The following is a 24,841-nucleotide window of genomic DNA, read 5'->3' on the forward strand; positions in this document are numbered from 1 at the left end:
GTGGCGATGCTGTAGTCTAGTGACTTGTTGTCTTGCGAGCGCAGGCTCCGAATTACCCCCTCGGCGCGGACACCTCCCGGTCAATTTGACCGGGCCCCGGTTCGGCGCCGTTTCCGTAGTTCTACGTGACGAAGGAGAAATCATGGGCATTCTGGACTTCGTGAAGGAAGCTGGTCAGGCACTGTTGGGCAGCAAGGCGCAAGCCGCCGAGCCGCCCCCGCCGGGCCCCGATGCGGACGCCGCCAACCGGACGGCCGCCGAGGCCATCGAGAACTACATCAAGACGCAGAACCTTGATGCCACGGGGCTGACCGTGACCTTCGACGGCGCATCGCGCACCGTGACGGTCTTCGGCGTGGCAGCCGATCAGGCGACCAAGGAAAAGATTCTGCTTTGCTGCGGCAACGTGAAGGGGGTTGCCCAGGTCGACGACAAGATGTCGGTGTCGACGGCGTCTGCCGAGGCGACTTATCACACCGTCGAGAGTGGCGACACGCTCTCAGCCATCTCGAAGAAGGTCTACGGTGATGCCAACAAGTACAACGTCATCTTCGAGGCGAACAAGCCGATGCTCTCCAGCCCGGACAAGATCTACCCGGGGCAGGTGCTGCGCATTCCACCGGCCTGACATGGTGGTATTCGTCTCCTGTTGAGACAAAACGGCCCGGCAATTGTGAATTGACCGGGCCGTTTTTTTGGGCAATGATTTCGCACCGCTATCGCCACGCAGCCCGCCGTCTCCCGGCCGGCCCCGCCCGCGCGCGCCGCTTGCCACCCGGGCAAGCGTGACGACAAGACGCCAAGAACACACCAAACCCTACGAGATCCCCACAGGAGTAAGTCATGGCTGACAAGCTGATCATTTTCGACACGACCTTGCGCGACGGCGAACAGTCGCCCGGCGCCTCGATGACGCGCGACGAGAAGATTCGTATCGCCCGCCAACTGGAGCGTCTGCGCGTTGACGTCATCGAAGCCGGCTTCGCGGCCAGCTCGAACGGCGACTTCGAGTCGATCAAGGCAATCGCCGGTATCGTCAAGGACAGCACGGTGTGCTCGCTGGCGCGCGCCAACGACCGTGACATCGCCCGTGCCGCCGAGGCGCTCAAGGGGGCCAACTCCTCGCGTATCCACACGTTCATCGCCACTTCCCCGCTGCACATGGAGAAGAAGCTGCGCATGACGCCCGATCAGGTGTTCGAGCAGGCCAAGCTTGCCGTGCGCTTTGCGCGTCAGTTCACCGACAACATCGAATTCTCGCCGGAAGACGGCAGCCGCTCGGATCTGGACTTCCTCTGCCGCGTGCTCGAAGCCGTGATCGACGAGGGCGCCACGACCATCAACGTGGCGGACACGGTCGGCTACGGCGTGCCGGAACTCTACGGTCAGCTCGTGCGTACGCTGCGAGAGCGCGTGCCGAACTCGGACAAGGCCGTCTGGTCGGTGCACTGCCACAACGACTTGGGCATGGCTGTGGCGAACTCGCTGGCGGGCGTGCAGTTGGGCGGCGCGCGCCAGATCGAGTGCACGATCAACGGTCTGGGCGAGCGCGCGGGCAATACGTCGCTCGAAGAAGTGGTCATGGCGCTCAAGACGCGCAAGGACTACTTCGGTCTGGAGCTGGGCATCGACACGACGCAGATCGTGCCGGCGTCGAAGCTGGTGTCGCAGATCACCGGTTTCAACGTGCAGCCGAACAAGGCCGTGGTCGGCGCCAACGCCTTCGCGCACGCGTCGGGCATCCATCAGGACGGTGTGCTCAAGGCGCGCGATACCTACGAAATCATGCGTGCGGAAGATGTGGGCTGGACCGCGAACAAGATCGTGCTGGGCAAGCTCTCGGGCCGCAACGCGTTTAAGCAGCGCTTGCAGGAACTGGGCATCGAGATGGAGTCGGAGCAGGACGTGAACGCCGCGTTCGCCCGCTTCAAGGAACTGGCCGATCAGAAGTCGGAAATCTTCGACGAAGACATTCTGGCCATCGTCTCGAACGAAGCGCAGGCGGAGAGCGGCGAGCACTTCTATCTGGTCTCGATGGCGCAGCACTCCGAGACCGGCGAGCGCCCGAGCGCGCGCGTGGTGTTCACGGCGCAGGGCAAGGAACTGGTGGGCGAGTCTGAGGGCAACGGCCCGGTCGATGCGGTGCTTAACGCCATTGAATCGCAGGTGCAAAGCGGTGCCGAGCAGCTGTTGTACTCGGTCAACGCGATCACCACGGGCACGCAGTCGCAGGGCGAGGTGACCGTGCGTCTGTCGAAGGGCGGCCGTATCGTGAACGGCGTCGGCACTGATCCGGACATCGTGGCTGCGTCCGCCAAGGCGTACCTGTCGGCGCTCAACAAGCTGTATTCGAAGGCCGAGAAGCTCAACCCGCAACTCACGCCGTAATGTTGCCGGTGGGCGGGTAAGGGAGACTGCGGTGCAATGACAGGGTTGATTGGCTGTCGTTTCATCCGGCACCTTATTCCTCCGGGCCGTAGAAAAAGCCGCCGCTTTCGTTGCAACGAGGGCGGCGGCTTTGTCGTCTCTGGCGGCGTGATTCTATTCGCTTGACCCGGCCCCCGGGGCCGACCCGAACATGCGCTCATCCCTAGCCCATGAAGGAGCGATGTATGGTGTCTTCCGATCGAAATCTCACGGCGTCCGAGGCGGCGCGACAGCTTGGCGCATCAGGCAAGGCGCTACGCCTCTACGAGCAACATGGCTTGCTGGCGCCGGGGCGCACCGCTGCCGGTTATCGCCAGTACCGCGCGACGGATATGGCGCGTGCCGGGGTGATCGTGGCACTGCGCAAACTGGGCCTGAGCGTCGCGGAGGTCAAGGCGGTGCTGGACGGCGATACACAGGCGCTGGTGCGAGCGCTCGATATGCATGAAGCGAGGCTTCTGCGCGACATGGCTGCCCGGGCGCAGCAGATTGCCCGGGTGCGCGAGTTGCGCGCCGAGCTTCGTGATGGACGAATGCCGGCCACCGGCGCGCTGGCACAACTGCTGCGCGATCAGCGTCACGATGAGCCGGGTGGGGCGCCGCTGGACGTCGGCTTCGCGTTGCCTTGGCCGTGGGGCGGCGAATGGTTCGAATTGAAGGACTTGCCAGCGATCACCTTTCTGACCGGTCCGTTGGGCAGCGGCAAGACGCGGCTGGCGCTGCAACTCGCCGAATCGATACCGGGTGCCACGTTCGTTGGTCTGGATCGAGTCGCGCCGGAGGGAGCCCCTGTTTTGGCGCGGGCTTCCGCTGACGATGCCGCGCGCATGGCGCGTGTCGAACGAGCTACGGCATGGATGCTGGATGAGGGCGGAGAGGTCAGTGCCGACTTGCGTGCGCTGCTGGTGGCGCTCGATGTTGACGACACCGTCGGGGACGACGTGGCCACTGTGGCGGATGCCTCTGACGCAATTGGCGAAGCCAACGAGGCCAACGGGAAACACACCTCTCCTGTCGTCGTTGTCGACATGGTGGAGCAAGGGTTGAATCAGGCGACGCAGGAAGCATTGATCCGCTTTCTGCGCCACCGTGCGGGCATGTCGTCGCAGCGGCTCATCTTGATGACGCGCTCGGTACACATTCTGGATCTGTCCGCCGTCGGGCCCAACGAGTTGTTGATACTGTGCCCGGCAAATCACGCGCCGCCGTTCAGCGTTGCGCCGTATCCCGGCGCGCGAGGCTACGAAGCGCTCGCGTCGTGTCTGGCACCGATCGATGTGCGGGCGCGCACGCAGGGCATGATCTCGTGGCGCCCGCCCGCGACCTGAGCCAACGGCTCAGAACATGTTGTTGTCGCGCTTCTCGTGCAGCGGATCCGGGCTGATCTGTGTGGTCTTCACGACACCATCGACATCGAAGTAGAAATTCATCATCGTGAACCACACGTCATCCTGCTTGAAGCGGTAAGTCCAGACTTCACGCTTCATCAGCGGAAAGGCCGACGTCTCGACCGGCTCGCCGAAATGATGCAGCACGTCGGTCTTGGTCCACTTGTCGATCTCGACCTTGTTGAACTCCGGTGTGGACAGGACCTGCGTGGTTTTCAGCAGGCGGCCCTGTGCGTCGAAGTCCACGGCAATGGTTTCTTCCCCGAACGGCTTGGTCGGGTAGAGCCATCGGGTGACGCCGGGGGCGAGCGGGTAGACCTCCTTCGGCTTGCCGAGCTGGGCCTGAACGTCGGCTTGCGACAGATTCGGTGACAAGGTTTGCCATGCCGGGGTGTAGCAGGCGGTGAGCGCCAGGGCCAGCGCAGTGGTGGCGAGCGTTGCGCACACTCTGGAAATCAGGGTCATGAATAGCCTCGCATTGACGCGGAAATACCGCACAGCGGCATGTCGCTAGCATACCGCCGTGTGACTTATCGTGGGGCGCCTCGGCTTGCCGGGTGCGGACCGGGCAGTTATGATTCGCGCCGAGAGAGTTACTGGGGCCTCGATGAAACTTCACGTCTTGCTGGCGCGCTTGTTGCCGTGCCTTTGCGCTGTTGGCCTGTTGGCTGCCACTGGACTGGCGCACGCTGCGCCGCCGATTCGCCTCGCGCTCATCGAAGGCATGAGCGGGCCGTTCGGCAATGCGGGGGCGATGGTCGAGCGCAATCTGCGCTTCGCGATCGAGCGCGTGAACGCCCGCGGCGGCGTGAAGTTGCGCGACGGCGCCCATCCGCTCGAACTTACCGTTTTTGATAGCAAAGGGGCGGTCGAAGACAGTCTGGTGCAGCTCAAGGCAGCCGGCGATCTGGGCATTCCCTTTGTCTTGCAGGGCAACAGCTCGGCGGTGGCGTCGGCCCTGATCGACGCGATCAACAAGCGCAACGCCCGCGAGCCGGGCCAGCGCATGCTGTTCTTCAACTACTCGGCGGTCGATACCGCGCTCACCAACGAGCAATGCAGCTTCTGGCACTTCGCCTTCGACGCGAATGCCGCCATGCGCATGCAGGCGCTGACCGAGGCGATCAAGGAAGATCCGAGCATCCAGAAGGTTTATCTGCTCAATCAGGACTACAGCTTCGGCCGGCAGGTCGCCGGGCTGGCTCGCCAGATGATCGGGGCGAAGCGCCCCGACGTGCAGATCGTGGGTGAGCAGTTCAGCCCGGTGGGCCGCGTGAAGGATTTCACGCCGTACCTCGCGCGCATCCGCGCGGCGGGTGCCGATACCGTGGTGACCGGCAGCTGGGGCAACGATCTCACGCTGTTGGTGAAAGCCGCGCGTGAGCAGGGCATGGAACTGAAGTTCTACACGTTCTACGGCAACGCGCTGGGCGCACCTGCTGCCCTCGGTGACGCCGGGGTGGGGCGCGTGTATGCGGTGGCCGAGTGGCACCCGAACGTAGGCGGCGAGGCCTCGGACGCGTTCTACAAAGCGTTTCGCGCGCGCTATCCGGAGGCCCGTGACGACTATCCGCTGCTTCGCATGAGCGTGATGGTCGACATGATCGCGTCCGCGCTCGAACAGGCGGGCACCACCGACGTGACGACCGTGGGCCGCGCGCTGGAGAACCGCCGCATTCGCGAGGCGCCCGCCGACGCGTGGATGCGCCCGAACGATCACCAGATGATCGAGCCGCTGTATGTCTCGGTCATGCGCCGTGCCGGCGAGCCGGGCGTGAAGTTCGACAACGAGGGCTCGGGCTACGGTTTCAAGACGGTGATGGAATTGCCCGCCAGCAAGGTGGCGCTGCCGAGCACCTGCCGGATGGCACGTCAGCGGTGATTGATGCGATTTTCGCGACAATCGACTGATTTTGGGCCGATTGTCCGGCGGATTTCCGGATTTTTCACCCCGAAATCGAGGCGTCAGGCCCGCCCGCCGGGGCGGGGCACGGAAAATTGTGGCGGCCTGATGGCAATTCCCGTATAATCGCGCACTTGCAGTTTTTGTTTATGCGCGGCGATGTCGCGCATGTTTTTGTAAGTTCACGGCACGGCCATTCTTCCGTGACCGCTTGTATCCAAGGAAAGCAAATGTCGAACGCAGAAATCAAGAAGTCGGACGTCGTGGCGCAATTCGCCCGCACGGCCAATGACACGGGTTCCCCCGAAGTGCAAGTTGCGCTGCTGACCACGCGCATCAACGAACTGACGCCGCACTTCAAGGCTCACATGAAGGATCACCACAGCCGCCGCGGTCTGCTGCGCATGGTGAGCCGTCGTCGTAAGCTGCTCGATTACCTCAAGGGCAAGGATGCAGACCGCTACCGCGCCCTGATCGAGAAGCTGGGCCTGCGTAAGTAAGCGATTACGATTACGACGAGATGCCTGTATCAGCGTGCTGATGCAGGCATTTTGTTTTTGGGCGACGCCAGACGAGCATCATTTTGATGTTTTTCAGGCGGCCAGCCCGGTCCTCGCACCGGGTTTCCGAGTTACGGGGCCTCGTCGGCAAGCAGGGCTTGTGTCATTCCAGGGTCGCATCAGAGAGCAGCACGGCAACGCGCCGAGCAACGCTGGAATGGCATAACACTCCCCCCTGTGCGGCGTCGGGACCACCCCGGCAGCGATATCGCGCCGCTGCTGCATTCGCGCGATTCGATAAAGGAGTGCAAATGTTCAATAAAGTCGTCAAGTCTTTCCAGTGGGGCCAAAACACGGTTCGCATGGAGACGGGTGAGATCGCTCGTCAAGCGTCGGGCGCTGTGCTCGTCGACATGGACGATACCGTCATTCTGGCAACGGTCGTTGGCGCAAAGAAGGCCAAGGCAGGCCAGGACTTCTTCCCGCTGACCGTCGATTACCTTGAAAAGACTTACGCCGCCGGCAAGATCCCGGGTGGCTTCTTCAAGCGTGAAGGCCGTCCGTCGGAAAACGAAACGCTGACGTCGCGCCTGATCGACCGTCCGATCCGCCCGCTGTTCCCGGAAGGCTTCTACAACGAAGTCCAGGTGGTGGTGCAGGTTGTCTCGCTGAACCCGGAAGTGCCGGCCGATATCCCGGCCCTGATCGGTGCTTCGGCCGCGCTGGCCATTTCGGGTCTGCCGTTCAACGGCCCGGTCGGTGCCGCACGCGTTGCCTACGTCGACAGCCAGTACGTGCTGAACCCGTCGCGTGAGCAGATCGCCAAGTCGCAACTGGATCTGGTCGTCGCCGGTACGGAACAAGCCGTGCTGATGGTGGAATCGGAAGCCAAGGAACTGCCGGAAGACGTGATGCTGGGCGCTGTGGTGTTCGGTCACGAGCAACTGCAAACGGCCATCAACGCGATTCACGATCTGGTGCGTGACGGTGGCAAGGCCGAGTGGGATTGGACCCCGGCCGGCAAGAACGAAGCCCTGATCGCACAAGTGACCGAGCTGGCTGACGCCTCGCTGCGCGCCGCTTACCAAACGCGTGAAAAGCAGGCACGTACGCAAGAACTGCGTACCGTGACGAGCGACGTGCTGGCCAAGCTGGGCGAAGCTGCTGCTGCCAAGGGCGAAGCGGCTCCGGACGCGATCGAAGTCGGCAACATCCTGTTCGATCTGGAAGCCAAGATCGTGCGTAGCCAGATTCTGGCAGGCGAGCCGCGTATCGACGGCCGCGACACGCGCACCGTGCGTCCGATCTCGATTCGCACCGGCGTGCTGCCGCGTGCGCACGGTTCGGCACTGTTCACGCGTGGCGAAACGCAGGCACTCGTGGTGGCCACGCTGGGCACCAAGAGCGACGAGCAGATCATCGACGCGCTGCAAGGCGAGTACCGTGACCGCTTCATGCTGCACTACAACTTCCCGCCGTTCTCGACGGGCGAAACGGGTCGCGTGGGTTCGCCCAAGCGTCGCGAAATCGGTCACGGCCGTCTGGCCAAGCGTGCTCTGGTGGCTTGCCTGCCGGGCGCTGACGATTTCGGCTACACCGTGCGCGTGGTGTCGGAAATTACCGAGTCGAACGGTTCGTCGTCGATGGCATCGGTGTGCGGCGGCAGCCTCGCCATGATGGACGCCGGTGTGCCGCTGACCTCGCCGGTCGCCGGTATCGCCATGGGCCTGATCCTCGACGGCAACAAGTTTGCCGTGCTGACCGACATTCTCGGCGACGAAGATCACCTGGGCGACATGGACTTCAAGGTGGCAGGTACGTCGAACGGCGTGACCGCACTCCAGATGGACATCAAGATCCAGGGCATCACGAAGGAAATCATGCAGGTCGCGCTGGCGCAAGCCAAGGAAGGCCGTCTGCATATTCTCGAAAAGATGACCGAAGCCCAGTCGGGCGTGCGTACGGAACTGTCGGAATTCGCACCGCGCATGGTCACCATCAAGATCAACCCGGAAAAGATCCGTGACGTGATCGGCAAGGGTGGTTCGGTGATTCGCGCGCTGACCGAAGAAACGGGCACCAGCATCGACATCTCGGACGACGGCGTGGTTACCATCGCCAGCCCGAGCGCTGAAGGTATTGCTGAAGCCAAGCGCCGCATCGAGCTGATCACTGTGGAAGTGGAAGTCGGTCAGGTCTACGACGGCACCGTGCTCAAGCTGCTCGAGTTCGGCGCGATTGTCTCGGTGCTGCCGGGCAAGGATGGTCTGCTGCACATCTCGGAAATCCTGAACGAGCGCATCAACAACATCAACGACTACCTGAAGGAAGGTCAGTCGGTGCGTGTGAAGGTGATCCAGCAGGATGACAAGGGCCGTCTGCGCCTGTCGCACAAGGCACTGACCGAAGAAGAGCGCGTTGGCGCAGCGGTTGTGACCAAGCACGAAGGGTAAGCCACGACGGGCCGGTCGTTGAACTAATCAACCCGGCTTCGCAGTGGTTTCGGTGAGGTGGCATGCTTGCATGCTGCCGCACTGAATGAGAACGGCGACTCTACGGAGTCGCCGTTTTTCATTTTTCGCACGAATCGGCAAAATAATGCGGAAAAAGTGCGAGAGGGGTATTTACAGGAAATGGGTTTGTCATTAGAATCTCATTTCTCTGTTCGGGGGGTATAGCTCAGCTGGGAGAGCGCTTGCATGGCATGCAAGAGGTCAGCGGTTCGATCCCGCTTACCTCCACCACGGATTCCGAAGCTTGATTTTTGGGCGCGTCGAAAGAGCAAGATTCTTGCAAAAACGATGCAAAAAACTTGAAAATAAAGCTTCACAAGCGAAGAAATGTTGTTTAGAATAGCGTTCTTCGCGAAATGCAGTAAAGAGAAGCAAACGCGAAACAGACAAAGTTTTGACGATTTTGTCCCCTTCGTCTAGAGGCCTAGGACATCACCCTTTCACGGTGAGTACAGGGGTTCGAATCCCCTAGGGGACGCCAGAATTGGTGCCGGTAGCGAGTCGGTGTCAGTTTGAAAATGCCACGAAGTCGGTGGCAAAAGCCCGCTGAAAGTTTGGCGGGTTTTTTTGTCGGTTTTGGAGCGGTAGTTCAGTTGGTTAGAATACCGGCCTGTCACGCCGGGGGTCGCGGGTTCGAGCCCCGTCCGCTCCGCCAAAACCTACGAAGTTCGGTGATCTGCGCATGAAAATGCTGCAATGCCGGACAACTAGCAGGAAAGCAAAGTGATTGACGTCACGATGCCACAGCAAGTTTGGAGCGGTAGTTCAGTTGGTTAGAATACCGGCCTGTCACGCCGGGGGTCGCGGGTTCGAGCCCCGTCCGCTCCGCCAAATAAAAAGCCTGTTCAACGAAAGTTGGACAGGCTTTTTTCTTTGGTGCGGCGTTTTTTGACGCGCTCCCGATAGGTTTCCCGGGAGCGTTATTTACCGCGAATTCATCTGAATTTTCTTCAAAAAGTGGCTTGCGGATGTTTCGCGCGATTTTCCAAAATCGCGCAGTTAGCTCGCATTACGTCCCTGTCGTGACAGCCACCTTCCGATGACCCTCTCCAGTGCCCTCAACGCACGAGGCAGGGACGCTTCGGATCGAACTTCCAGTTCGGGATCAAATACTGCATCGCCACGCTGTCATCGCGCGCGCCGAGTCCGTGTTCAAGGTATTGCGCATGAGCAGCTTCCACGGCGTCCATGTCGAGCGTCACACCCAACCCGGGTGTCGACGGCACCTGCACCTTGCCATTCACGATCTGGAGCGGGTTTTGCGTCAGGTACTCACCGTCCTGCCAGATCCAGTGCGTATCGATCGCGGTGATGTTGCCCGGTGCCGCAGCCGCCACATGCGTGAACATGGCGAGCGACACATCGAAGTGATTGTTCGAATGCGAGCCCCACGTCAGGCCCCAGTCGTTACACATTTGCGCGACGCGCACCGAGCCTTGCATCGTCCAGAAGTGCGGGTCGGCCAGCGGAATGTCCACCGACTGCAACTGAATCGCGTGGCCCATCTGACGCCAGTCGGTCGCGATCATGTTGGTGGCCGTCGGCAGGCCGGTGGCGCGCCGGAATTCCGCCATCACCTCGCGTCCCGAGTAGCCGTTTTCTGCGCCGCACGGGTCTTCGGCGTAGGCGAGCACGTCGTGCTTGTCGCGGCATAGGCGAATGGCTTCGGCGAGCGACCATGCGCCGTTCGGATCGAGCGTGACGCGGGCTTGCGGAAAGCGTTTCGCCAGCGCCGCGACGGCTTCGATTTCTGCGTCGCCGTCGAGCACGCCGCCTTTGAGTTTGAAATCCTGAAAGCCGTATCGCGCGTGGGCCGCTTCTGCCAGACGCACGACAGCATCGGGTGTCATGGCCACTTCCGTGCGCACGCGCTCCCAGTCGTCGCGGGCGTGGCGGTTGTCGTCATACGGCAAGTCCGTCGCATGCCGGTCACCGATGAAAAAGAGATAGCCCAGCATGGCCACTTCAGTGCGTTGCTGACCTTCGCCAAGAAGCGCTGCGACCGGCACTTCGAGATGCTGGCCCAGCAGATCGAGCAGCGCCGCTTCGAGCGCCGTGACGGCGTGAATCGTCGTACGCAGATCAAAGGTTTGCAGACCTCGGCCGCCGGCATCGCGATCGGCAAACGCGCGGCGCGTCTGGCCGAGAATCGCCTGCACATTGGCAATCGACTGGCCAACGACATACTGACGTGCATCTTCGAGCGTCTTGCGAATCGATTCGCCACCGGGCACTTCGCCAACGCCGGTGTGCCCGGCACTGTCTTTCAGAATCACCAGATTGCGCGTGAAGAACGGGCCATGGGCGCCGCTCAGATTCAGTAGCATGCTGTCGCGTCCGGCGACAGGAACGACGCGCAGTTCGGTAACGATGGGGGTTCGGGTCATGGCGAGTGAGGTCTTGTCTGACGAAAGCGTGAGTGGGTACATACAGGCTTGTTGTATGTCGTCAGACAACATTCTAGGGAAACTTCTTTCCGATGCCTTTCCGGGTATACCCTTTTACGAATGAAATTACCGGCGATAGAACTCAGTCAGGTGTTCAGCCGAGAGGGAAGGGATGGCATCACCCACCCGGACGCGCCTGCCGAATCTCGTACCGATCCGCCATGTTCTTGATGAAATAGTTGTCGTACAACGATGCGTCAGGAGCGTCCGCCAAGACTGCCTCCGCCATCGACACCCAACACCTGCCCGGTGACGAAGCTGGCCGATTCCGACAGAAAGAAGACGGCGGCCGAAGCAATTTCTGCGGGGTCGCCCAGACGGCGCATGGGGATCGTGGCGAGAATCCTGCGCTCGGCGTCGCTGCCGACGGGGCGCGATTTGCGGAACAACTCGGTTTCCACGGGGCCCGGCGCGACGGCGTTGCTGGTGATGCCGTATTCCGCGAGTTCGAGTGCCCACGTGCGCGTGCAACCCACTAACGCGCTTTTTGCTGCGGCGTACGCGGTGCGATCCAGTCCCCCGTAGATGGCCCGGCTGGTGATGTTGACGATGCGCCCGTAACGGCGCGCCTTCATGGCGCCGACGAAGTGTTGCGTCACCTGAATCGCTGCACGCACGTTCAGATCGAAGACCTGTTGCAGAGTGGCGAAGTCCAGTTGTTCGAGCGGTTGCGGCGACGCGATGCCCGCGTTGTTCACGATGCCGGTGATCTCGAAGCGCTCGCCGATACTGCGTAACGCATTGCCTGTCTGGTCGACATCGGCGAGATCGCATTCGACGAGCGTGCCGGGAAAATTGACGTCGGCCGTATGGCGCGCGATGCCCACGACGCGGTGGCCTTGTTCTGCGAGCAGGGCGCTGATCGCGAAGCCGATGCCGCGTGTGGCACCGGTGACGAGAAACGTTTGTTGAGGCATTTGGAAGCGGGCGCCGAAGCGAGCCTGCGAGGTCGGCCGGCGTTCTCAAAGGTGGCAGAACGAATGAGTGTATGCCTGAAGTGCGCCGACTGCCGGGCAGGCTCGGATGGCCCGATACCCCGCCGATATCACCCGGCGATCACTGGCCGATGCGTATCGGGTGCCCGGCTGACCAGCCAATCGATGAAGGTGGTCAGACGCGGGTCGTCGTCGGCCCGATACAGGCAGTGATAGGGCGGGCCTTCGAGACGGACGGTGTCGTCGAAGAGGGCGACCAGTTTGCCGCGATCCAGATCGTCCTGAATCACGGCGCGCGGGGCGAGACAGATACCGTGTCCGCTCGCCGCCGCGCGCAGCGCCAGCAGAAACTCGTCGAAGATCGGCCCGCGTAGCGTTTCGCCCACGCTGACCTGCGCGCAGTGGAACCAGTATTGCCAGCCTTGCGGCAGACCCGCGTAGTGCAGCAGCGGCGCATGAAGCAGATCGGCGGGGGTGTGCAGCGCGTCAAGCGACGGGAGATCCGGTGCGCAGACTGCCACGGCCTCGCTGCGCAGCCAGGGTTTCGAGATGAAGCCTTGTCGACGCAGTTCCGGGGTGTAGCGGCGAATCACGACATCGCTCGTTTCGTCGAGCTGCCCGACGTGTTGATCCGGCGTCGTGACGATTTCCACTTCGATATCGGGATGATGGCTGCGAAAGTGGGCCAGATGCGGCAGCAGCCACGCGTGGGTGAACGACGTCGAGGCGTTCACGCGAATCGGCAGGTGGTGGGTGCCATCCAGCATCTGCTCGGTGGCTTCGGCGAGCCGGCCTAGGCAGGCCGATACGTCCGTCCAGTAGTGACGGCCACGCACCGTGAGGCGCACGGTGCGGCCATCGCGTTCGAACAGTTTTTGTCCGAAAAAGGATTCGAGCACGCGAATTTGCTGGGCAACGGCGCTCTGGGTGACGTTCAGCGATTCGGCGGCAAGCGTCAGGCTGTTCAGCCGGCCGGCGGCCTCGAAACTTCGCAGAGCGTTCAGGGGTGGCAGTCGGCGCGAGGGGCGCAGGGGGCGCATGGCGGAACCTTGTAGAACGGCTAATGCGTTAGCAAGAATAAGTCGTTTGTGGCGGGCATCGCGGGTTCCTATTATAGGTGCGCTCTCTCGTCCTCCTAAGCTCATGAGTCATCTCTCGCCGCCGCACGCGTCTGTCGTGAAATCGCCTTGCCTTCCTGCCTTAGTCTGTCCTGTCAGCGGTACTGCCCGTCGCCTGCTGGCCGGTGTGGGGACTGCCATCGCAGGTCTCTCGTTGCTCGCCGGGATTTCCGCCTGCGCGAGCCCGCCGGCAAACGAGCGGGAGACGGGCAGCGGCGGGCAACTGGTGCGTTATAGCTCGCGGCAGGTCAGCGTCGATCTGACCGATGCGCAACGCGAGACGCTGCGGCAACTGCGGGATCATGTGCTCGCCGAAACGCAGCAGGCGCGCATTCTCGAGGCGATCTCCAGAACGCTCACCAAGGAGGGTTACGCGCCGGTGTCGGTCGATGCCGAGATGGGTGTCGTCGAGGCGGAGCGCAACACGGTGCTGGTGCCGAAATGGCGTCAGATTGCGCGGGGCGTTCTGAAGTCGCGCATCGGTGGTCTGCCGGCCAAGCCGGATCACGAGCGCATGGCGGTGATCGTCGCGGTGCGCTCGACGCAGGGCGAACAGGGCAAACAGGGCAAGTTAGGGGAACGGGGTGAGCGGGTTCAGCACGTCGAGCAGGGTTCGCTGGTGCGGGTGCGATTCGATCGCACCGTATGGGACAGCAATGGCGATGCGCGGACTGAGACCGTGCTGGAGAAGGATGTGTACGACGGGTTCTTCAGCGCGCTGGATCTGGCCGTTCGAGCCAACTAACGCGGACCAGCGCGGACCAGAGAGAAGCAGCGCAAAGGAGCGGGGCTGGCTTGCGCGTTAGCTCGCCAGACCTCGTCCACCTTTCGCGCTGGCGACCCAGCGCAGGTAGCACAGCAGGCCGCACGCCGCGACCGCGAGGCTCGCGCCGTTGGCAAACCAGAAGCCGGTGGCGCCGTGCAGCCATGCCGGGGAGAGCCCCCAGCTATCGAAGCCCAGCACGTAACCGCCACCCAAACCAACACCCCACAGCGACACCGCGTAGATGACGGTCGGGATGATCGCCACTTTCCATGCGCGCAGCACGAAGACGGCGCTCACTTGCAGTGCGTCGAACAGGTGATAGAACGCGACGAAGGCCAGCAGCGGTGTGGCCACGGCGGCGACCGCCGGGTCGGCCGTGTAGGCTTCCACGATCCATGGGCGGGTCAGCCAGACGAGGCTCGCCAGCCCTGCGCTGAGCGTGCCTGCGAACAAGATGCCGTGGCGTCCGACGAGGTGAGCGGCGTTGAAGTTGCGCGCGCCAATGGCCTGCGCCGTGAGTGTTGCGGTGGCAATAGCGATCGACATCGGCAGCATGTACGTCAATGCGCCGAGGTTGGCGGCGATCTGGTGACCGGCCAGTGTGGTGTCGCCCAGGCGCGTGATGAAGATCGCCATGAACGAGAACGCCGTGACTTCGATCAGGTAGCTCAATCCCATCGGCACGCCGAGCTTCAGCAGCGTGCGAATGGCGTGCCATTGCGGCCAGCAGAAGTGCGAGAAGATGCCGAATTCGCGCAGCTTCGAGTGCCGCACTATCAACGTGAGCCCCAGCGCGCAGGACACCCAGTTGATCGCTGTCGTCGCAATGGCGCAGCCCGTGCTGCCCAGCGGCGGAATGCCGATGCGCTCGACGCCATAAATCAGTGCGAGATTGAGCGGCACCTTTAGCGCAAGACCCGTGACCTGAATCGCCATGACGATGCGCGGTTGCGCGACGGCCGTCGACAGCGACGAGTACACGCGGAACAGCAACGCGGCGGGCAGGCCGAACGCCAGAATCTGGAGATAGGCACTCGCGCGCACTTCCAACGCAGGATTGGCTTCCGACAGGCGCAGGATGAATTGCGGATGCGTGAGCAGCAGGAAGCCCGGAATCGCCAGAAAGAGGGCGAGCCAGATCGCCTGACGCACTTCCTCGCCGATCTCCAGTCGCTCACCGGCACCAAAGCGTTGGGCGGCGATGGGGGAGAGCGCGACGAGAATGCCCATCAGCCCGACGTACACGGTGATGTAGATCGAGCCGCCGAGCGCGAGCGAGGCCAGATCGAAGGCCGAGGCGCGCCCGACCATCGCCGTGTCCATCACCCCGAAGGCGATGACCGCGAGCTGGCCGATCAGTACCGGCCACGCGAGCGCGGCGATGCGTTTGATGTCATGCCACATGGGAAGCGAGGGAGAGGTCAACGCGGACGCGCCGAACGGCGCCACGGACGCTCTTGCAGCACGTAGAGACGGAAGCGTTCGTCACGGTCGGCCGCACGGCGGCCTTCCCAGAGCTGGCGCCATTCGTAAGGGGCAAGCGAGAGCGGTTCGCTATAGTCCTGCGAGTCCTGACGCAACAGTACGTCGCAATCGTCGTTGCTTGAGCCGAAACGCATCTTGCCGAAGTAAGCGAACGACGCGAGCTGCGCATCGCCCACGCGCACCGTGCGAATGCAGGTGTAGTCCGCCGGAAGGTGCGCCGAAATCTGTGCGGCCACGTCGCGATACGTCCGGCCGTAGTTCACCACCGGCAGCCAGAGCGTCATGAGCAGTACCCACATCAGGGTCGTGCCGCCCGAGGAGAGCACCACGCTGCGCCACATGACCTTCGGGCTGCGCGACACGCGCCACGCGACGAGCGTGACCCAGGCACCGGTTACGGCGAGCGCGCTGATCAGCGTCACCCAGCTGAATTCCGGCACAAAACCGGGCACCAGACGTCGCAGGTTGCGGGCGATCTGCGCAGGGAATCCGAAAACACCTGCCAGCCACACGATCCATACGAAGCCGGCCAGCACCGTGAACGACAGCACGGCGAACCAGTCGATGGCGTTGACCGTGCCGCGTTTGAGCGACGGCAGGCCGAACGCGGCGATGATCGAGAGCGCGGGCAGGGCCAGCATGAAGAGCTGATTGCCCTGATGCGCTTGCAATACGATCAACACCAGCACCGGCACCGCGAGCGCCAGCGGAATGGCGATGTGCGGGGCACGGCGCATGCCGCGCCACGAGTACAGCGACCACGCTGCCAGCGGCCATGCCGGCCACGCGAACAGCGCCAGATTCTTGGTGATGTAGCTGAGCGAGTTGATCGACGGGCCACTGAAGGCGTCGACACCGATGTCGGCCCATTCGCCCAGCCAGCTACGTGCGCCGTCGGCGAACTTGAGTGCGGCGAGCGGCCATGCGCAGGCGATGATTAGCGCGACGGGTGTCGACACGATCAGCAGCATGCGCAGCGGTACGGCGCGGCACAGCACGCCCACGGCGATACCGGCAATCCACAGCGAGAGCGTCATCAGCGGCGACGACGCGAGCGCCATGCCGCCGAGGGCGAGGCCAAACCAGACAGCGCCCTGGCGCGGCTTGTCGAGGCTGCGCACCAGACCGTAGATCGCCATCGAGATGAGCGTCAGTTGCCCGACCGTGGCGGTGGTTTCGTGACCGCGTTCGGCCAGACCGAAGCAGGCGAGCAGAATCAGCAGCGCGCCATCGGCGAGGGTGCGGCCGTAGTCGCGCGGTTCGGGTTCGCCGCCGAAGGCATATTTGAACGGTTGCACTTCCGGGCGGCGGCCCAGCAAATAGGTGCCGTACCAGATGAACGTGCAGGTGGCGTAGAAGCACAGACCGGTGACGATGCGCGCGGCGTCCGGCGCGTCGAGCCACGAGAAAGTGCGAATGGCGAGGGCGCCCAGCCACGAGACCAGCGGACCCGCGTCATAGATCGGCTTGCCGGCGATGTTCGGCAGCAGCCAGTCGGACAGTTGGCCGTGCGCCATCGTCCACATGATGCCGAAACCGGCGGCGTCTTCGTTCTTCCACGGATCGCGACCAAACAACCCCGCCAGCACATAGATGACGCAAATGGCAAAGAGCAGCGAGCGAGGAAGCGCGCTGGTGGCAGAGGCGGTGATGCGAACTCGTTTCATAGGCCGGACGACGTTACCGGCCATGGGGCCGGATCGCGGAAAAACAGGGCGCGAGCCAGAAATGGCTCAGGAGAAAATTCGGGGAAACCAGAAAAGCCGACAGTATGACAGTAACCCGCAGCATGGCGCAGGCCACGCCCAACAAAAAAGGGCAGCCTGAGCTGCCCCTTTCCGATGCTTTCCAACGCCGGGGAATTTCTCCCCCATTTGCCAGCCCGCCGGACATGCCGTGGGCCAGTTTTGCGTTGTGCGGCGTGTCGCCTGTAAAACTTAGGCGACCTTGCCGCCGGCGCGCGTGCCGAACTTCTTCTTGAACTTGTCGACGCGGCCTTCGGCATCCATGATGCGCGTTTCGCCGGTGTAGAAGTTGTGCGATGCCGACGACGTATCCAGCTTCACGAGCGGGTACGACTTGCCGTCGATCTCAACGGTTTCCTTCGTCTGGATCGTCGAGCGGCTGATGAATTGGAAGTCGATGCCCGGCGTCATGTCCTTGAACACGACTTCGCGGTAATTCGGGTGAATGCCTTCTTTCATGATGGACCTTAGGTTAAGTCGGTAGCCAGTCTGCGCGGGAGATTCCCCGCTAACGCCGTCGCGCGCGTTTGAACATACAAACCTGTGCGACTGAAATGGCGTCAACCACTTTCCGGGTGAGCAAAACGCGCATTATGCCACGGAAATCCGGAATTCTGCAACGATTTCATGGGCTTGGCGCGCCGGGCGGCGGCGCCTCGCCGGCCGTTGGCGGTGTCGCGGCCGGATCTTGCAGGAAATACCGGGAAAACAGCGTGTACAGCGCTGGATATTCGGTGCGGAACGCCACCGGGGCGACGAAGAACGCTTCGGCGCAGACCGCGAAAAACTCCGATTCGTGCTCAGTGGCGTAAGGGTCGAGCAGCGAGGTCGACGCGAAGGCGTCCCAGTGGGCGTCCGGCACATTCGACACGTGGTGGCAAAACTCCTCGTAAGCCGGGTCGAAGACCTCGCACCACACCGGTTCCGTCAGATCTCCGTGCAGGCGCCGGATCAGCGGGGGAACGCCATCGGCTTCGCCGTTCTCCATGTCGATCTTGTGGACGAACTCGTGAATCACCACGTTGTAGGCCAGCACGTCGCTGGCTTGCACGTCCTGCCATGAAAGCACGACCGGGCCGCCATCCCAGGCTTCGCCGCTGGCCTCTTGTGCCACGTCGTGCACGACGCCGTCTTCGTCCTGCACCGTCTTGCGAATCAGAAACTCGCCCGGATAGAGCACGATGCCCGACCAGCCGCGATAGAGCGCGGGCGGCAGATTGAGGATCGGCAGGCAGGCCTGCGCGGCCACCGACACCTGCATGGCTTCCGTGAGCGGCAGGTCATGGGCGGTGGAGAAGTGTTTGCCGCCGAGAAAATCGGCAGCCAGTGCGCGTAGCTTGTCGAGATCGGCGGCGCTGCGGGAGGCCAGAAACGGCAGGGCATCGACGACTTCGCGCCAAAGGTCATCGTCAATGGCACGGCTTGGCGTGCGCGACGGCATGAGGCGTGACAGCAGGGCTTTGAGCATGACGGCCGGGGCAGCGACAGCAAGAGTGGGGCGCCGGAAGCGGGGTCGCAGGAACAGGCTTGAAACACAGGCCTGAACCCGTGTGCGTCCATGAGCGCGCCCTCCGGCGGGCACGTCACGATTCTAATTTAGCTGCTTCTGGAACGCTGCAAATATCGCGCCGCACAGCGCCACGATGGCAATGAAATGAAAGCCGTCGATAAACGACAGAAACGCTGCCTGCCGCTCGATCATCTGTGCAATCTGGGCGAGCGCCGCGCCGTGCGCCTGCGAGACCGCGACCCCCGCGTGCGTGAGCGCATTGGCGAGCGTGTCGAGCGTCTGCGTGAAGATCGGGTTGTAAGGGTTGGCGACTTCCGTGAGGCGGGTGCGATGCAGGGCTTCGCGATGCTGCTCGAACGCCACGATGGTCGACACGGCAAACGATCCCGAGAGCTGGCGCAGGATGTTCTTCAGCCGGTAGCCGTGCACGAAGCTTTCGTGATCGAACGTACGGAACGTGAGATTCGCGACCGGCAGCACCGTGAAGATCCCGAATACCGCTTTGAGCGCGAGCACCCCGTAGAGCTGATTTTGTCCGGCATCCGGTGGCATGGCGCCGAGCCACAGGCTGGTGGCGATCGTCATCACGAAGCCGCTCACGATCAGGTACTTCTTGCGCGTAATGAACTTCGCTACGCGGAAATAGGCCATGAGCAGGATGACCGTCAGCAGCGCCGAATAGCCGAGCAACTGCCCCGTGCGCTCCACCGTGAAATCGAGCCCTTGTTCGAGCAGGCGCGGCATCAGATAGCTCTGCGTGTTCGCCAGATAGTAATAGGCGGCGTAGAGCAGCAAACCGACTTGAAACTCGCGTCGGCGCAGCGACTGCAATCGGATGAACGGTGCCGGGTGTTGCCACTGGTGGTAGCCGAACCACACCAGCGCGCCCACGCCGGCAACCGTCAGTAGCGGCAGCCAGGGCGTTTGCAGCCAGAGCGTGTAACGCATTTCCTGAAGCACGACCTGAAACGCGCCCATCGCGAGCGCGAACGCCATGAACGGTGCGAAGGGGTAGCTGCCGCCGGTGGCGCGATCACGCAATCGGCCGACATCCGGAATGGCAAACCAGGCGAGGGCGGCGAGCAGCACGGCGGGTGGTGCGGTGCACAGGAACAGCGTGCGCCACGTGTACGCCGAGACCAGCATGCCGCCGATGAGCGGGGCGGCGGCCGAGCCCGTGAACAGCAGCAGGGCGAACGTCTGTACCGTTTTGCCGCGACGCTCAGGGGGCACGCTGACTTGCGCGAGGATCCGGCAAGAGCTCATCCAACTGCCCGCGCAAAAGCCTTGGCAGGCCCGGGCGATCACGAGTTGCGTGACGCTTTCACTGGTTCCCGCGAGCACCGCGCCGCACGCGTAGAGCAGCAGTGAGGCGGTGAGATAGCGCCGGTAGCCGATGCGTTCGACGAACCATTGTTGTTTGAGAATGGCGAGCACCGAGGCGATGCCGTAGGCCGTCGTCATCCAGACGAATTCTTTGGGCGAGGCGTCGACGCCGCCCGAGACGTAGACCGCAAAGTAGACCAGCAGCGCGTTCTCGAAGAATTCGAGTCCCGGGATCAGGCCCAGCGCGTAGCGATAGGCTTCGGCGCGGATGGGGCGCCGCGAGCCGGTGCCACTGGCGCTGCTGGCACCACCCGGCGCCGGCGCGCGGGGCGGCGGTGCAGAAGCGGAACCGGTGGGCGGGGTGGCAGAGGTCATGGCGGGCGAGGGGCGTTACGATTTGCGCAGTTTGGCCGCGCGTTCGGCGAGTAACTCGTCGGCGGGAACGCCTTGAAGCCGTTGGTCGATGTATTGGAGGTCGTGGGTGATTTGCGCTTCCATCTTTTCGGCTTCACGCAGTTCGCGCCGGACTTGAGCAGTGCGTTCGCGCAGCGTTTCGAGTTGCGAATGGAGCGCGTCGCGCACGACTTGGAGGTCTTCGTCATTCATGCGTGACTTGCCGGCTTCGACCAGACGCATGGGACGTTTGAGCATCTCGGTGATGGCGGCGATGGAGAAGCCGAGCGAGCGCATGCGGAGAATGCGGCCGAAGGTCGCGAGGTCGGCCTGCGTGTACATCCGGTAGCGGCCTTCGCTGCGGGCGGGCACGACGAGATTGAGTTCCTCGTAGTACTTCAGCGTGCGCGCCGTGACGCCGAGTGCCGTCGCGGCTTGGCTGACCGTCAGCAGGGCGTCGTCGCTAGGTGAAGCGTGTTCGGTGGGATCTGCGGGCATGGCTGCGCCTCCGATCGAGAATGGCGCATCGTAGCACAACATGTACGTGAACGTACAGGTCTGAGTGGGGCGAGGGAAGTTGGACCGCAAGCCGCTGGAGAGGCGGGGAACAGGGGCTTCGCAGGAGGCCCCCTGCGGAGGTGCGGGCGGGTGGCCAAAGCCCCTTCCTATGCGTTGCGGAAAGGGGCTTCGGTCGGCCTTGGCGGGCGGTTACGACGAGGCGTTAGCGCCCTGCTTCATTCGGTGCGGTTTCCCAGCGAATGGCGCGAACACCGGGCGTATCGCCGAGGGTGGAGACAAGGTGGACCAGCGCGGCGCGCCGGCTGCGTTCGCAGCGCAGGACGTAGTCGAGTTCCAGCAGGTAGCCGCCCGAGCGATCGGCGCGTGCGGCGGTTTCCAGCTTGAGTTGATGGGTTTGAAGAGCGGTGCGCACCTTGACGTCGATGGCGCTGGCCTTCGAGGCGAGCGTGAGCACGACCAGCCGGTATTGCGGCGAAGTCGTCGCGGTGACTGGCGTGGCGGGCGTACGGGCGCGATGGCGGCCGAACAGCGTGGGGATGAGCATTTGCAGCGTCATGGGTCCTCCTGAATCAAAGGCCGGGTGCGTGGCCTGAGACGGCGGATGCCGGGGCTTGGCGGCGTGTTTCGCTAATGCAGCGTAGTGCAGCGAAATGCAGGGCACGCGTGCAGGCCTTGGGCCCGCGCACATGGCGGCGCTGCGAATGCTGAAACACGTGAAGGCTACGCAAGCGTCGACAGGCTAGGCGTGCGTGTGTTTGCTGCCAGTGGGCTGGCGAGCCAACACGCGCATCAAGCGTGTCGTACCCGGGTGCGCGAAGGCATCCGGTGATAGCTGAACTGCGGTGGGGGTGCTGTGAAACGTGATCGCTGCCGATGAAATCGGTGCGATCGATGCACTACCGCTGCGACATTGGGGGCCGGCAGCGGCAGTCGGGGGACGACTGCGGGTTACCGGGCCAACGCCTCGTCGGTCATTGCCGACGCTTGCGTGCTACTAGAGCAACTGCCCACGGAAAACTCCGTCGTTATTGGAAAGACGTGATTTTAGGTTTTTACCGCGCTTCTGTAAAGAACGTGGCGCGATTTCGCGGCGTTTTGTCGCGAAATTGACGATATTTTTACGGAAAACGGGGCTTTTCGAGCGAAAGGCGCTGAAACCGGCCGAGACGTCAGTCCGGCAGCACCTTGCCCGGGTTCATCAGGCCGAGCGGATCAAACGCGGCCTTGATCTGGCGCATCAGTGCCAGTTCCACAGGCGACTTGTAATGTGCCGAGGCGTCGCGCTTGAACTGTCCGAGCCCGTGTTCCGCGCTGATCGTGCCGCGATGGGCATGCACGCTGTCGTGTACCGCCAACGTGACCGGCGTTTGCAAGTCGCGCAGGAAGGTTTCCGGATCGACGCCGTCCGGTGCCATCACGTTGTAGTGCAGATTGCCGTCGCCCAAGTGCCCGAACGTCACCATGCGGGCGCCCGGTGCGATCTTTTGCACGATCGGATCGGTTGCTGTGAGGAATGCAGGGACCTGTGACACCGGCACCGCAATGTCGTGCTTGATGTTCAAGCCGGTGGCCGACTGGGCGAGCGGAATGCTCTCGCGAAGGTGCCAGAGCGCATTCGACTGCGCGAGGCTGGCCGCGACGATGGCGTCGCGCACGATGCCGCGCTCGATGGCGGCCGCGAGCAGGCGCTCCAGCAAATCGCGCGCATGCGCTTCGCTCTCGTTGTCGGAGAGTTCGAGCAGCACCGCTTGCGGATGCGTTTCGGCAAACGGATAACGCTGCTGCGGGAAGACCTGCGCGACGAGACGCAGGCAGAAATCCGACATCAGCTCGAAGCCCGTGAGCAGCGGGCCTGCCATCGACTGCGCGAGATTGAGCAGCGCCAACGCCTGCGCCGGGCTATCGAGCGCGGCGAGGGCTGTCATACGTGCAGCGGGTTGTGCAAAGAGTTTCAGCGTCGCGGCGGTAATCAGGCCGAGCGTGCCTTCCGCGCCGATGAACAGATCGCGCAGATCGTAGCCGGTGTTGTCCTTGCGAAGGCCGCGCAGGCCATCCCACAATTCGCCTTGCGGCGTGACCACTTCCAGACCGAGACACAATTCACGCGCATTGCCGTAACGCAGCACTGCGGTGCCGCCTGCGTTCGTCGCCAGATTGCCACCAATCGTGCAACTGCCTTCCGCCGCGAGGCTCAACGGGAACAGGCGCTGCGCGGATGCCGCTGCGGCCTGCACATTGGCCAGCAGGCAACCGGCTTCGGCGGTGAGCGTCATGTTGTCCGCATCCACCTGACGAATGCGGTCCAGACGTCGCAGGCTGATGACCACCTGCCGCCCGCTCGCATCCGGTGTCGCGCCGCCTGCGAGCCCCGTGTTGCCGCCTTGCGGCACCATCGACACTCCATGTGCGACGCACAACCGCACGAGCGCAGCCGTCTGCATGGCATCGGCGGGGCGCAGCACGGCGAGCGCGCGGCCCACGTAACGCTTGCGTTGGTCGATCAGATACGGGGCGACGTCCGAGTCTTTATGCAACACGTGATCACGGCCGAGCAGGTCGATGCAGGCGGTGAGGAATGCGGTGTCGTTCATTGCGGCTGACGCGCTGCCGTTGCCTGCTGGCCGCGAGCCTTCGCGGCGCGCTTGAACGGGCGCAGATAGAAAACGGTGGCGAAGAAGAACACGGCCGACAACGCCGTTTCGATCCATGCGAGCAAGACGGACGGCCCCGTATCGGTCATGCCGCGCACGACCCCTTCGGCGAGAAACAGCAGGATGAACATGCTCGACCATTGCAGCGTGTACAGATTGCCGCGCAGCACACCGCGCAACGGCAGCAACAGCAGCAGCGCCTTGAGCACCAGCCACGACCCGCCCGGACGCAATGGCGCAAGCCAGAGCTCCCACGCGACCGAGAGGGCAATCAAGGCGAGCAGGCTGGCGATGCTGATGCGGCGTAGCGTGCTGGACGCGTCAGCGACGCCCGGAGCGGTCGATGCCGCTGCCGTGGCCGCACCGGCCGAGCCAGAAGCATGGGGCGTTTTCGACGTTCCCGACGTTGCCTGCTGCGGGGCAGGCAAGTCACGCGGATCGATCGATTCAGACTCGGGCGGTGTTGCAGTCATGGGCTGTCTCGGTTGCCTTAACTACTACGACTACTGCATGGGGTGACGTGCGGCGCGCGTCGCCTCTGGATGGGCGTTCCCGGCGCAGTCACGCAAAGAACGTCATTCTGCCAGCTTGAGTGCCGCGCGTGCGAGACGCGCGCCGAGTGCCGACGCCAACTGGCGCTCGTCCGCCGAGAGCGGGTTGCCGTCGTGCGCGAAGTGCGTTGCGCCATAAGGCGATCCGCCCGTGCGCGTGCTCGACAATGCCGGCTCTGTGTAGGGCAGCCCCATCAGCAACATGCCGTGATGCAACAGCGGAATCATCATCGACAGCAACGTACTTTCCTGACCGCCATGCAGGCTGGCCGACGACGTGAACACGCACGCGGGCTTGCCCGAGAGCGCGCCCGAGAGCCACTGCGGCGTGGTGCCATCGAGGAAATACTTCAGCGCGGCGGCCATGTTGCCGAAGCGCGTGGGCGAGCCGAGCGCGAGACCAGCGCATTCTTCGAGGTCGCGCAGTTCGACGTAAGGCGGGCCGCTGTCGGGAATGTCGGGGGCGCTGGCTTCACATACCGTCGAGACGGCGGGCACCGTGCGGACGCGAGCTTGCGCGCCCGGCACGCTGTCGATGCCGGAGGCGATGCACTGCGCGAGTTGAGCGGTCGTGCCGTGACGGCTGTAGTACAAGACGAGAATTTCGGTCATGAAGCGTGCGTGTCGAGTGAAAACCCAGCAAAAAGTACGGGTATTATAGGGC

Annotated in this window: 21 protein-coding genes and 4 tRNA genes; 11 read left to right on the forward strand and 14 right to left on the reverse strand. The window is 63.2% G+C overall.

Features of this window, described 5'->3' with window-relative positions; genetic code table 11:
- Window positions 1-142 precede the first annotated feature (142 nt).
- The 3 genes from lysM to CDV44_RS05630 all read left to right on the forward strand — a co-directional run bounded on the left by lysM (window position 143) and on the right by CDV44_RS05630 (window position 3,755).
- The gene (gene lysM / locus CDV44_RS05620) at window positions 143-628 is read left to right on the forward strand and encodes a peptidoglycan-binding protein LysM (protein ID WP_058378137.1); all 486 of its coding nucleotides are present in this window, start codon (window positions 143-145) and stop codon (window positions 626-628) included.
- A gap of 215 nt (window positions 629-843) precedes the next feature.
- The gene (locus tag CDV44_RS05625; RefSeq protein WP_058378138.1) at window positions 844-2,388 is read left to right on the forward strand and encodes a 2-isopropylmalate synthase; all 1,545 of its coding nucleotides are present in this window, start codon (window positions 844-846) and stop codon (window positions 2,386-2,388) included.
- Window positions 2,389-2,612: 224 nt separating this feature from the next.
- Window positions 2,613-3,755 carry a MerR family transcriptional regulator gene (locus CDV44_RS05630; protein ID WP_087687018.1) on the forward strand — a complete coding sequence of 381 codons (1,143 nt, stop codon included), beginning with the start codon at window positions 2,613-2,615 and terminating at the stop codon, window positions 3,753-3,755.
- Between the two features lie 9 nt (window positions 3,756-3,764).
- Here the strand turns inward: CDV44_RS05630 and CDV44_RS05635 are convergent, their stop codons facing one another.
- On the reverse strand, window positions 3,765-4,280 hold the full coding sequence (locus CDV44_RS05635; RefSeq protein ID WP_087687019.1) for a hypothetical protein: 516 nt from the start codon (window positions 4,278-4,280) through the stop codon (window positions 3,765-3,767).
- A 142-nt stretch (window positions 4,281-4,422) separates the two neighbouring features.
- On the opposite strand from CDV44_RS05635, the gene CDV44_RS05640 reads away from it, so the two are divergent.
- From CDV44_RS05640 to CDV44_RS05670, 7 genes are all read left to right on the forward strand, one after another.
- Window positions 4,423-5,697 (forward strand): branched-chain amino acid ABC transporter substrate-binding protein, encoded by a 1,275-nt coding sequence (locus CDV44_RS05640; protein WP_087687020.1) that lies wholly within the window; start codon window positions 4,423-4,425, stop codon window positions 5,695-5,697.
- A gap of 251 nt (window positions 5,698-5,948) precedes the next feature.
- The gene (gene rpsO, locus CDV44_RS05645) at window positions 5,949-6,218 is read left to right on the forward strand and encodes a 30S ribosomal protein S15 (protein WP_087687021.1); all 270 of its coding nucleotides are present in this window, start codon (window positions 5,949-5,951) and stop codon (window positions 6,216-6,218) included.
- A gap of 305 nt (window positions 6,219-6,523) precedes the next feature.
- On the forward strand, window positions 6,524-8,671 hold the full coding sequence (gene pnp, locus CDV44_RS05650; RefSeq protein ID WP_058378143.1) for a polyribonucleotide nucleotidyltransferase: 2,148 nt from the start codon (window positions 6,524-6,526) through the stop codon (window positions 8,669-8,671).
- A gap of 215 nt (window positions 8,672-8,886) precedes the next feature.
- Window positions 8,887-8,962: transfer RNA gene (locus CDV44_RS05655), tRNA-Ala, on the forward strand.
- Between the two features lie 174 nt (window positions 8,963-9,136).
- Window positions 9,137-9,212, forward strand: a tRNA-Glu gene (locus tag CDV44_RS05660).
- Window positions 9,213-9,309: 97 nt separating this feature from the next.
- Window positions 9,310-9,386: transfer RNA gene (locus CDV44_RS05665), tRNA-Asp, on the forward strand.
- A 99-nt stretch (window positions 9,387-9,485) separates the two neighbouring features.
- Window positions 9,486-9,562, forward strand: a tRNA-Asp gene (locus CDV44_RS05670).
- A gap of 227 nt (window positions 9,563-9,789) precedes the next feature.
- Here CDV44_RS05670 and gudD read toward each other — a convergent pair.
- From gudD to CDV44_RS05685, 3 genes are all read right to left on the reverse strand, one after another.
- Window positions 9,790-11,118 carry a glucarate dehydratase gene (gene gudD / locus CDV44_RS05675; RefSeq protein WP_087687260.1) on the reverse strand — a complete coding sequence of 443 codons (1,329 nt, stop codon included), beginning with the start codon at window positions 11,116-11,118 and terminating at the stop codon, window positions 9,790-9,792.
- Window positions 11,119-11,375: 257 nt separating this feature from the next.
- Window positions 11,376-12,095, reverse strand: a complete 720-nt coding sequence (locus CDV44_RS05680; RefSeq protein WP_087687022.1) for an SDR family oxidoreductase — start codon at window positions 12,093-12,095, stop codon at window positions 11,376-11,378.
- A gap of 128 nt (window positions 12,096-12,223) precedes the next feature.
- Window positions 12,224-13,153 carry a LysR substrate-binding domain-containing protein gene (locus tag CDV44_RS05685; RefSeq protein WP_087687023.1) on the reverse strand — a complete coding sequence of 310 codons (930 nt, stop codon included), beginning with the start codon at window positions 13,151-13,153 and terminating at the stop codon, window positions 12,224-12,226.
- A 136-nt stretch (window positions 13,154-13,289) separates the two neighbouring features.
- On the opposite strand from CDV44_RS05685, the gene CDV44_RS05690 reads away from it, so the two are divergent.
- Complete coding sequence (locus tag CDV44_RS05690; RefSeq protein WP_249277411.1) at window positions 13,290-13,976, forward strand: hypothetical protein; 687 nt, start codon at window positions 13,290-13,292, stop codon at window positions 13,974-13,976.
- 57 nt (window positions 13,977-14,033) lie between these two features.
- Here CDV44_RS05690 and CDV44_RS05695 read toward each other — a convergent pair whose 3' ends face one another.
- The 10 genes from CDV44_RS05695 to wrbA all read right to left on the reverse strand — a co-directional run bounded on the left by CDV44_RS05695 (window position 14,034) and on the right by wrbA (window position 24,789).
- On the reverse strand, window positions 14,034-15,401 hold the full coding sequence (locus tag CDV44_RS05695; protein WP_087687264.1) for an MATE family efflux transporter: 1,368 nt from the start codon (window positions 15,399-15,401) through the stop codon (window positions 14,034-14,036).
- Between the two features lie 17 nt (window positions 15,402-15,418).
- Window positions 15,419-17,149 (reverse strand): glycosyltransferase family 39 protein, encoded by a 1,731-nt coding sequence (locus CDV44_RS05700; RefSeq protein ID WP_087687024.1) that lies wholly within the window; start codon window positions 17,147-17,149, stop codon window positions 15,419-15,421.
- A gap of 270 nt (window positions 17,150-17,419) precedes the next feature.
- Entirely contained in the window at window positions 17,420-17,686 is a 267-nt protein-coding gene (locus CDV44_RS05705; RefSeq protein WP_058378148.1) for a type B 50S ribosomal protein L31, read from the reverse strand.
- A gap of 166 nt (window positions 17,687-17,852) precedes the next feature.
- A complete protein-coding gene (locus tag CDV44_RS05710) occupies window positions 17,853-18,695 on the reverse strand; it encodes a zinc-dependent peptidase (protein ID WP_087687025.1) in 843 nt (280 codons plus the stop codon).
- Window positions 18,696-18,818: 123 nt separating this feature from the next.
- Complete coding sequence (locus CDV44_RS05715) at window positions 18,819-20,438, reverse strand: MFS transporter (RefSeq protein WP_087687026.1); 1,620 nt, start codon at window positions 20,436-20,438, stop codon at window positions 18,819-18,821.
- 15 nt (window positions 20,439-20,453) lie between these two features.
- Entirely contained in the window at window positions 20,454-20,954 is a 501-nt protein-coding gene (locus CDV44_RS05720; RefSeq protein ID WP_087687027.1) for a MerR family transcriptional regulator, read from the reverse strand.
- A gap of 223 nt (window positions 20,955-21,177) precedes the next feature.
- Entirely contained in the window at window positions 21,178-21,531 is a 354-nt protein-coding gene (locus CDV44_RS05725; protein WP_087687028.1) for a hypothetical protein, read from the reverse strand.
- 613 nt (window positions 21,532-22,144) lie between these two features.
- A complete protein-coding gene (locus tag CDV44_RS05730; RefSeq protein WP_087687029.1) occupies window positions 22,145-23,566 on the reverse strand; it encodes an FAD-binding oxidoreductase in 1,422 nt (473 codons plus the stop codon).
- Window positions 23,563-24,099 carry a DUF2069 domain-containing protein gene (locus CDV44_RS05735; RefSeq protein ID WP_087687030.1) on the reverse strand — a complete coding sequence of 179 codons (537 nt, stop codon included), beginning with the start codon at window positions 24,097-24,099 and terminating at the stop codon, window positions 23,563-23,565. The genes CDV44_RS05730 and CDV44_RS05735 overlap by 4 nt, the downstream gene beginning before the upstream one ends.
- Window positions 24,100-24,201: 102 nt before the next feature.
- A complete protein-coding gene (gene wrbA, locus CDV44_RS05740; protein ID WP_058378154.1) occupies window positions 24,202-24,789 on the reverse strand; it encodes an NAD(P)H:quinone oxidoreductase in 588 nt (195 codons plus the stop codon).
- Window positions 24,790-24,841: the final 52 nt, after the last annotated feature.

Source organism: Pandoraea sp. PE-S2R-1, from assembly GCF_002179865.1.
In the GTDB taxonomy this organism is placed as follows: Bacteria; Pseudomonadota; Gammaproteobacteria; order Burkholderiales; family Burkholderiaceae; genus Pandoraea.

Bases quoted from the DNA above. Each gene is read 5' to 3' on its own strand.
- lysM (WP_058378137.1), top strand. From the start codon at position 143: ATGGGCATTCTGGACTTCGTGAAGGAAGCTGGTCAGGCACTGTTGGGC.
- CDV44_RS05625 (WP_058378138.1), top strand. From the start codon at position 844: ATGGCTGACAAGCTGATCATTTTCGACACGACCTTGCGCGACGGCGAA.
- CDV44_RS05630 (WP_087687018.1), top strand. From the start codon at position 2,613: ATGGTGTCTTCCGATCGAAATCTCACGGCGTCCGAGGCGGCGCGACAG.
- CDV44_RS05635 (WP_087687019.1), bottom strand. From the start codon at position 4,280: ATGACCCTGATTTCCAGAGTGTGCGCAACGCTCGCCACCACTGCGCTG.
- CDV44_RS05640 (WP_087687020.1), top strand. From the start codon at position 4,423: ATGAAACTTCACGTCTTGCTGGCGCGCTTGTTGCCGTGCCTTTGCGCT.
- rpsO (WP_087687021.1), top strand. From the start codon at position 5,949: ATGTCGAACGCAGAAATCAAGAAGTCGGACGTCGTGGCGCAATTCGCC.
- gudD (WP_087687260.1), bottom strand. From the start codon at position 11,118: ATGACCCGAACCCCCATCGTTACCGAACTGCGCGTCGTTCCTGTCGCC.
- CDV44_RS05680 (WP_087687022.1), bottom strand. From the start codon at position 12,095: ATGCCTCAACAAACGTTTCTCGTCACCGGTGCCACACGCGGCATCGGC.
- CDV44_RS05685 (WP_087687023.1), bottom strand. From the start codon at position 13,153: ATGCGCCCCCTGCGCCCCTCGCGCCGACTGCCACCCCTGAACGCTCTG.
- CDV44_RS05695 (WP_087687264.1), bottom strand. From the start codon at position 15,401: ATGTGGCATGACATCAAACGCATCGCCGCGCTCGCGTGGCCGGTACTG.
- CDV44_RS05700 (WP_087687024.1), bottom strand. From the start codon at position 17,149: ATGAAACGAGTTCGCATCACCGCCTCTGCCACCAGCGCGCTTCCTCGC.
- CDV44_RS05705 (WP_058378148.1), bottom strand. From the start codon at position 17,686: ATGAAAGAAGGCATTCACCCGAATTACCGCGAAGTCGTGTTCAAGGAC.
- CDV44_RS05710 (WP_087687025.1), bottom strand. From the start codon at position 18,695: ATGCTCAAAGCCCTGCTGTCACGCCTCATGCCGTCGCGCACGCCAAGC.
- CDV44_RS05715 (WP_087687026.1), bottom strand. From the start codon at position 20,438: ATGACCTCTGCCACCCCGCCCACCGGTTCCGCTTCTGCACCGCCGCCC.
- CDV44_RS05720 (WP_087687027.1), bottom strand. From the start codon at position 20,954: ATGCCCGCAGATCCCACCGAACACGCTTCACCTAGCGACGACGCCCTG.
- CDV44_RS05725 (WP_087687028.1), bottom strand. From the start codon at position 21,531: ATGACGCTGCAAATGCTCATCCCCACGCTGTTCGGCCGCCATCGCGCC.
- CDV44_RS05730 (WP_087687029.1), bottom strand. From the start codon at position 23,566: ATGAACGACACCGCATTCCTCACCGCCTGCATCGACCTGCTCGGCCGT.
- CDV44_RS05735 (WP_087687030.1), bottom strand. From the start codon at position 24,099: ATGACTGCAACACCGCCCGAGTCTGAATCGATCGATCCGCGTGACTTG.
- wrbA (WP_058378154.1), bottom strand. From the start codon at position 24,789: ATGACCGAAATTCTCGTCTTGTACTACAGCCGTCACGGCACGACCGCT.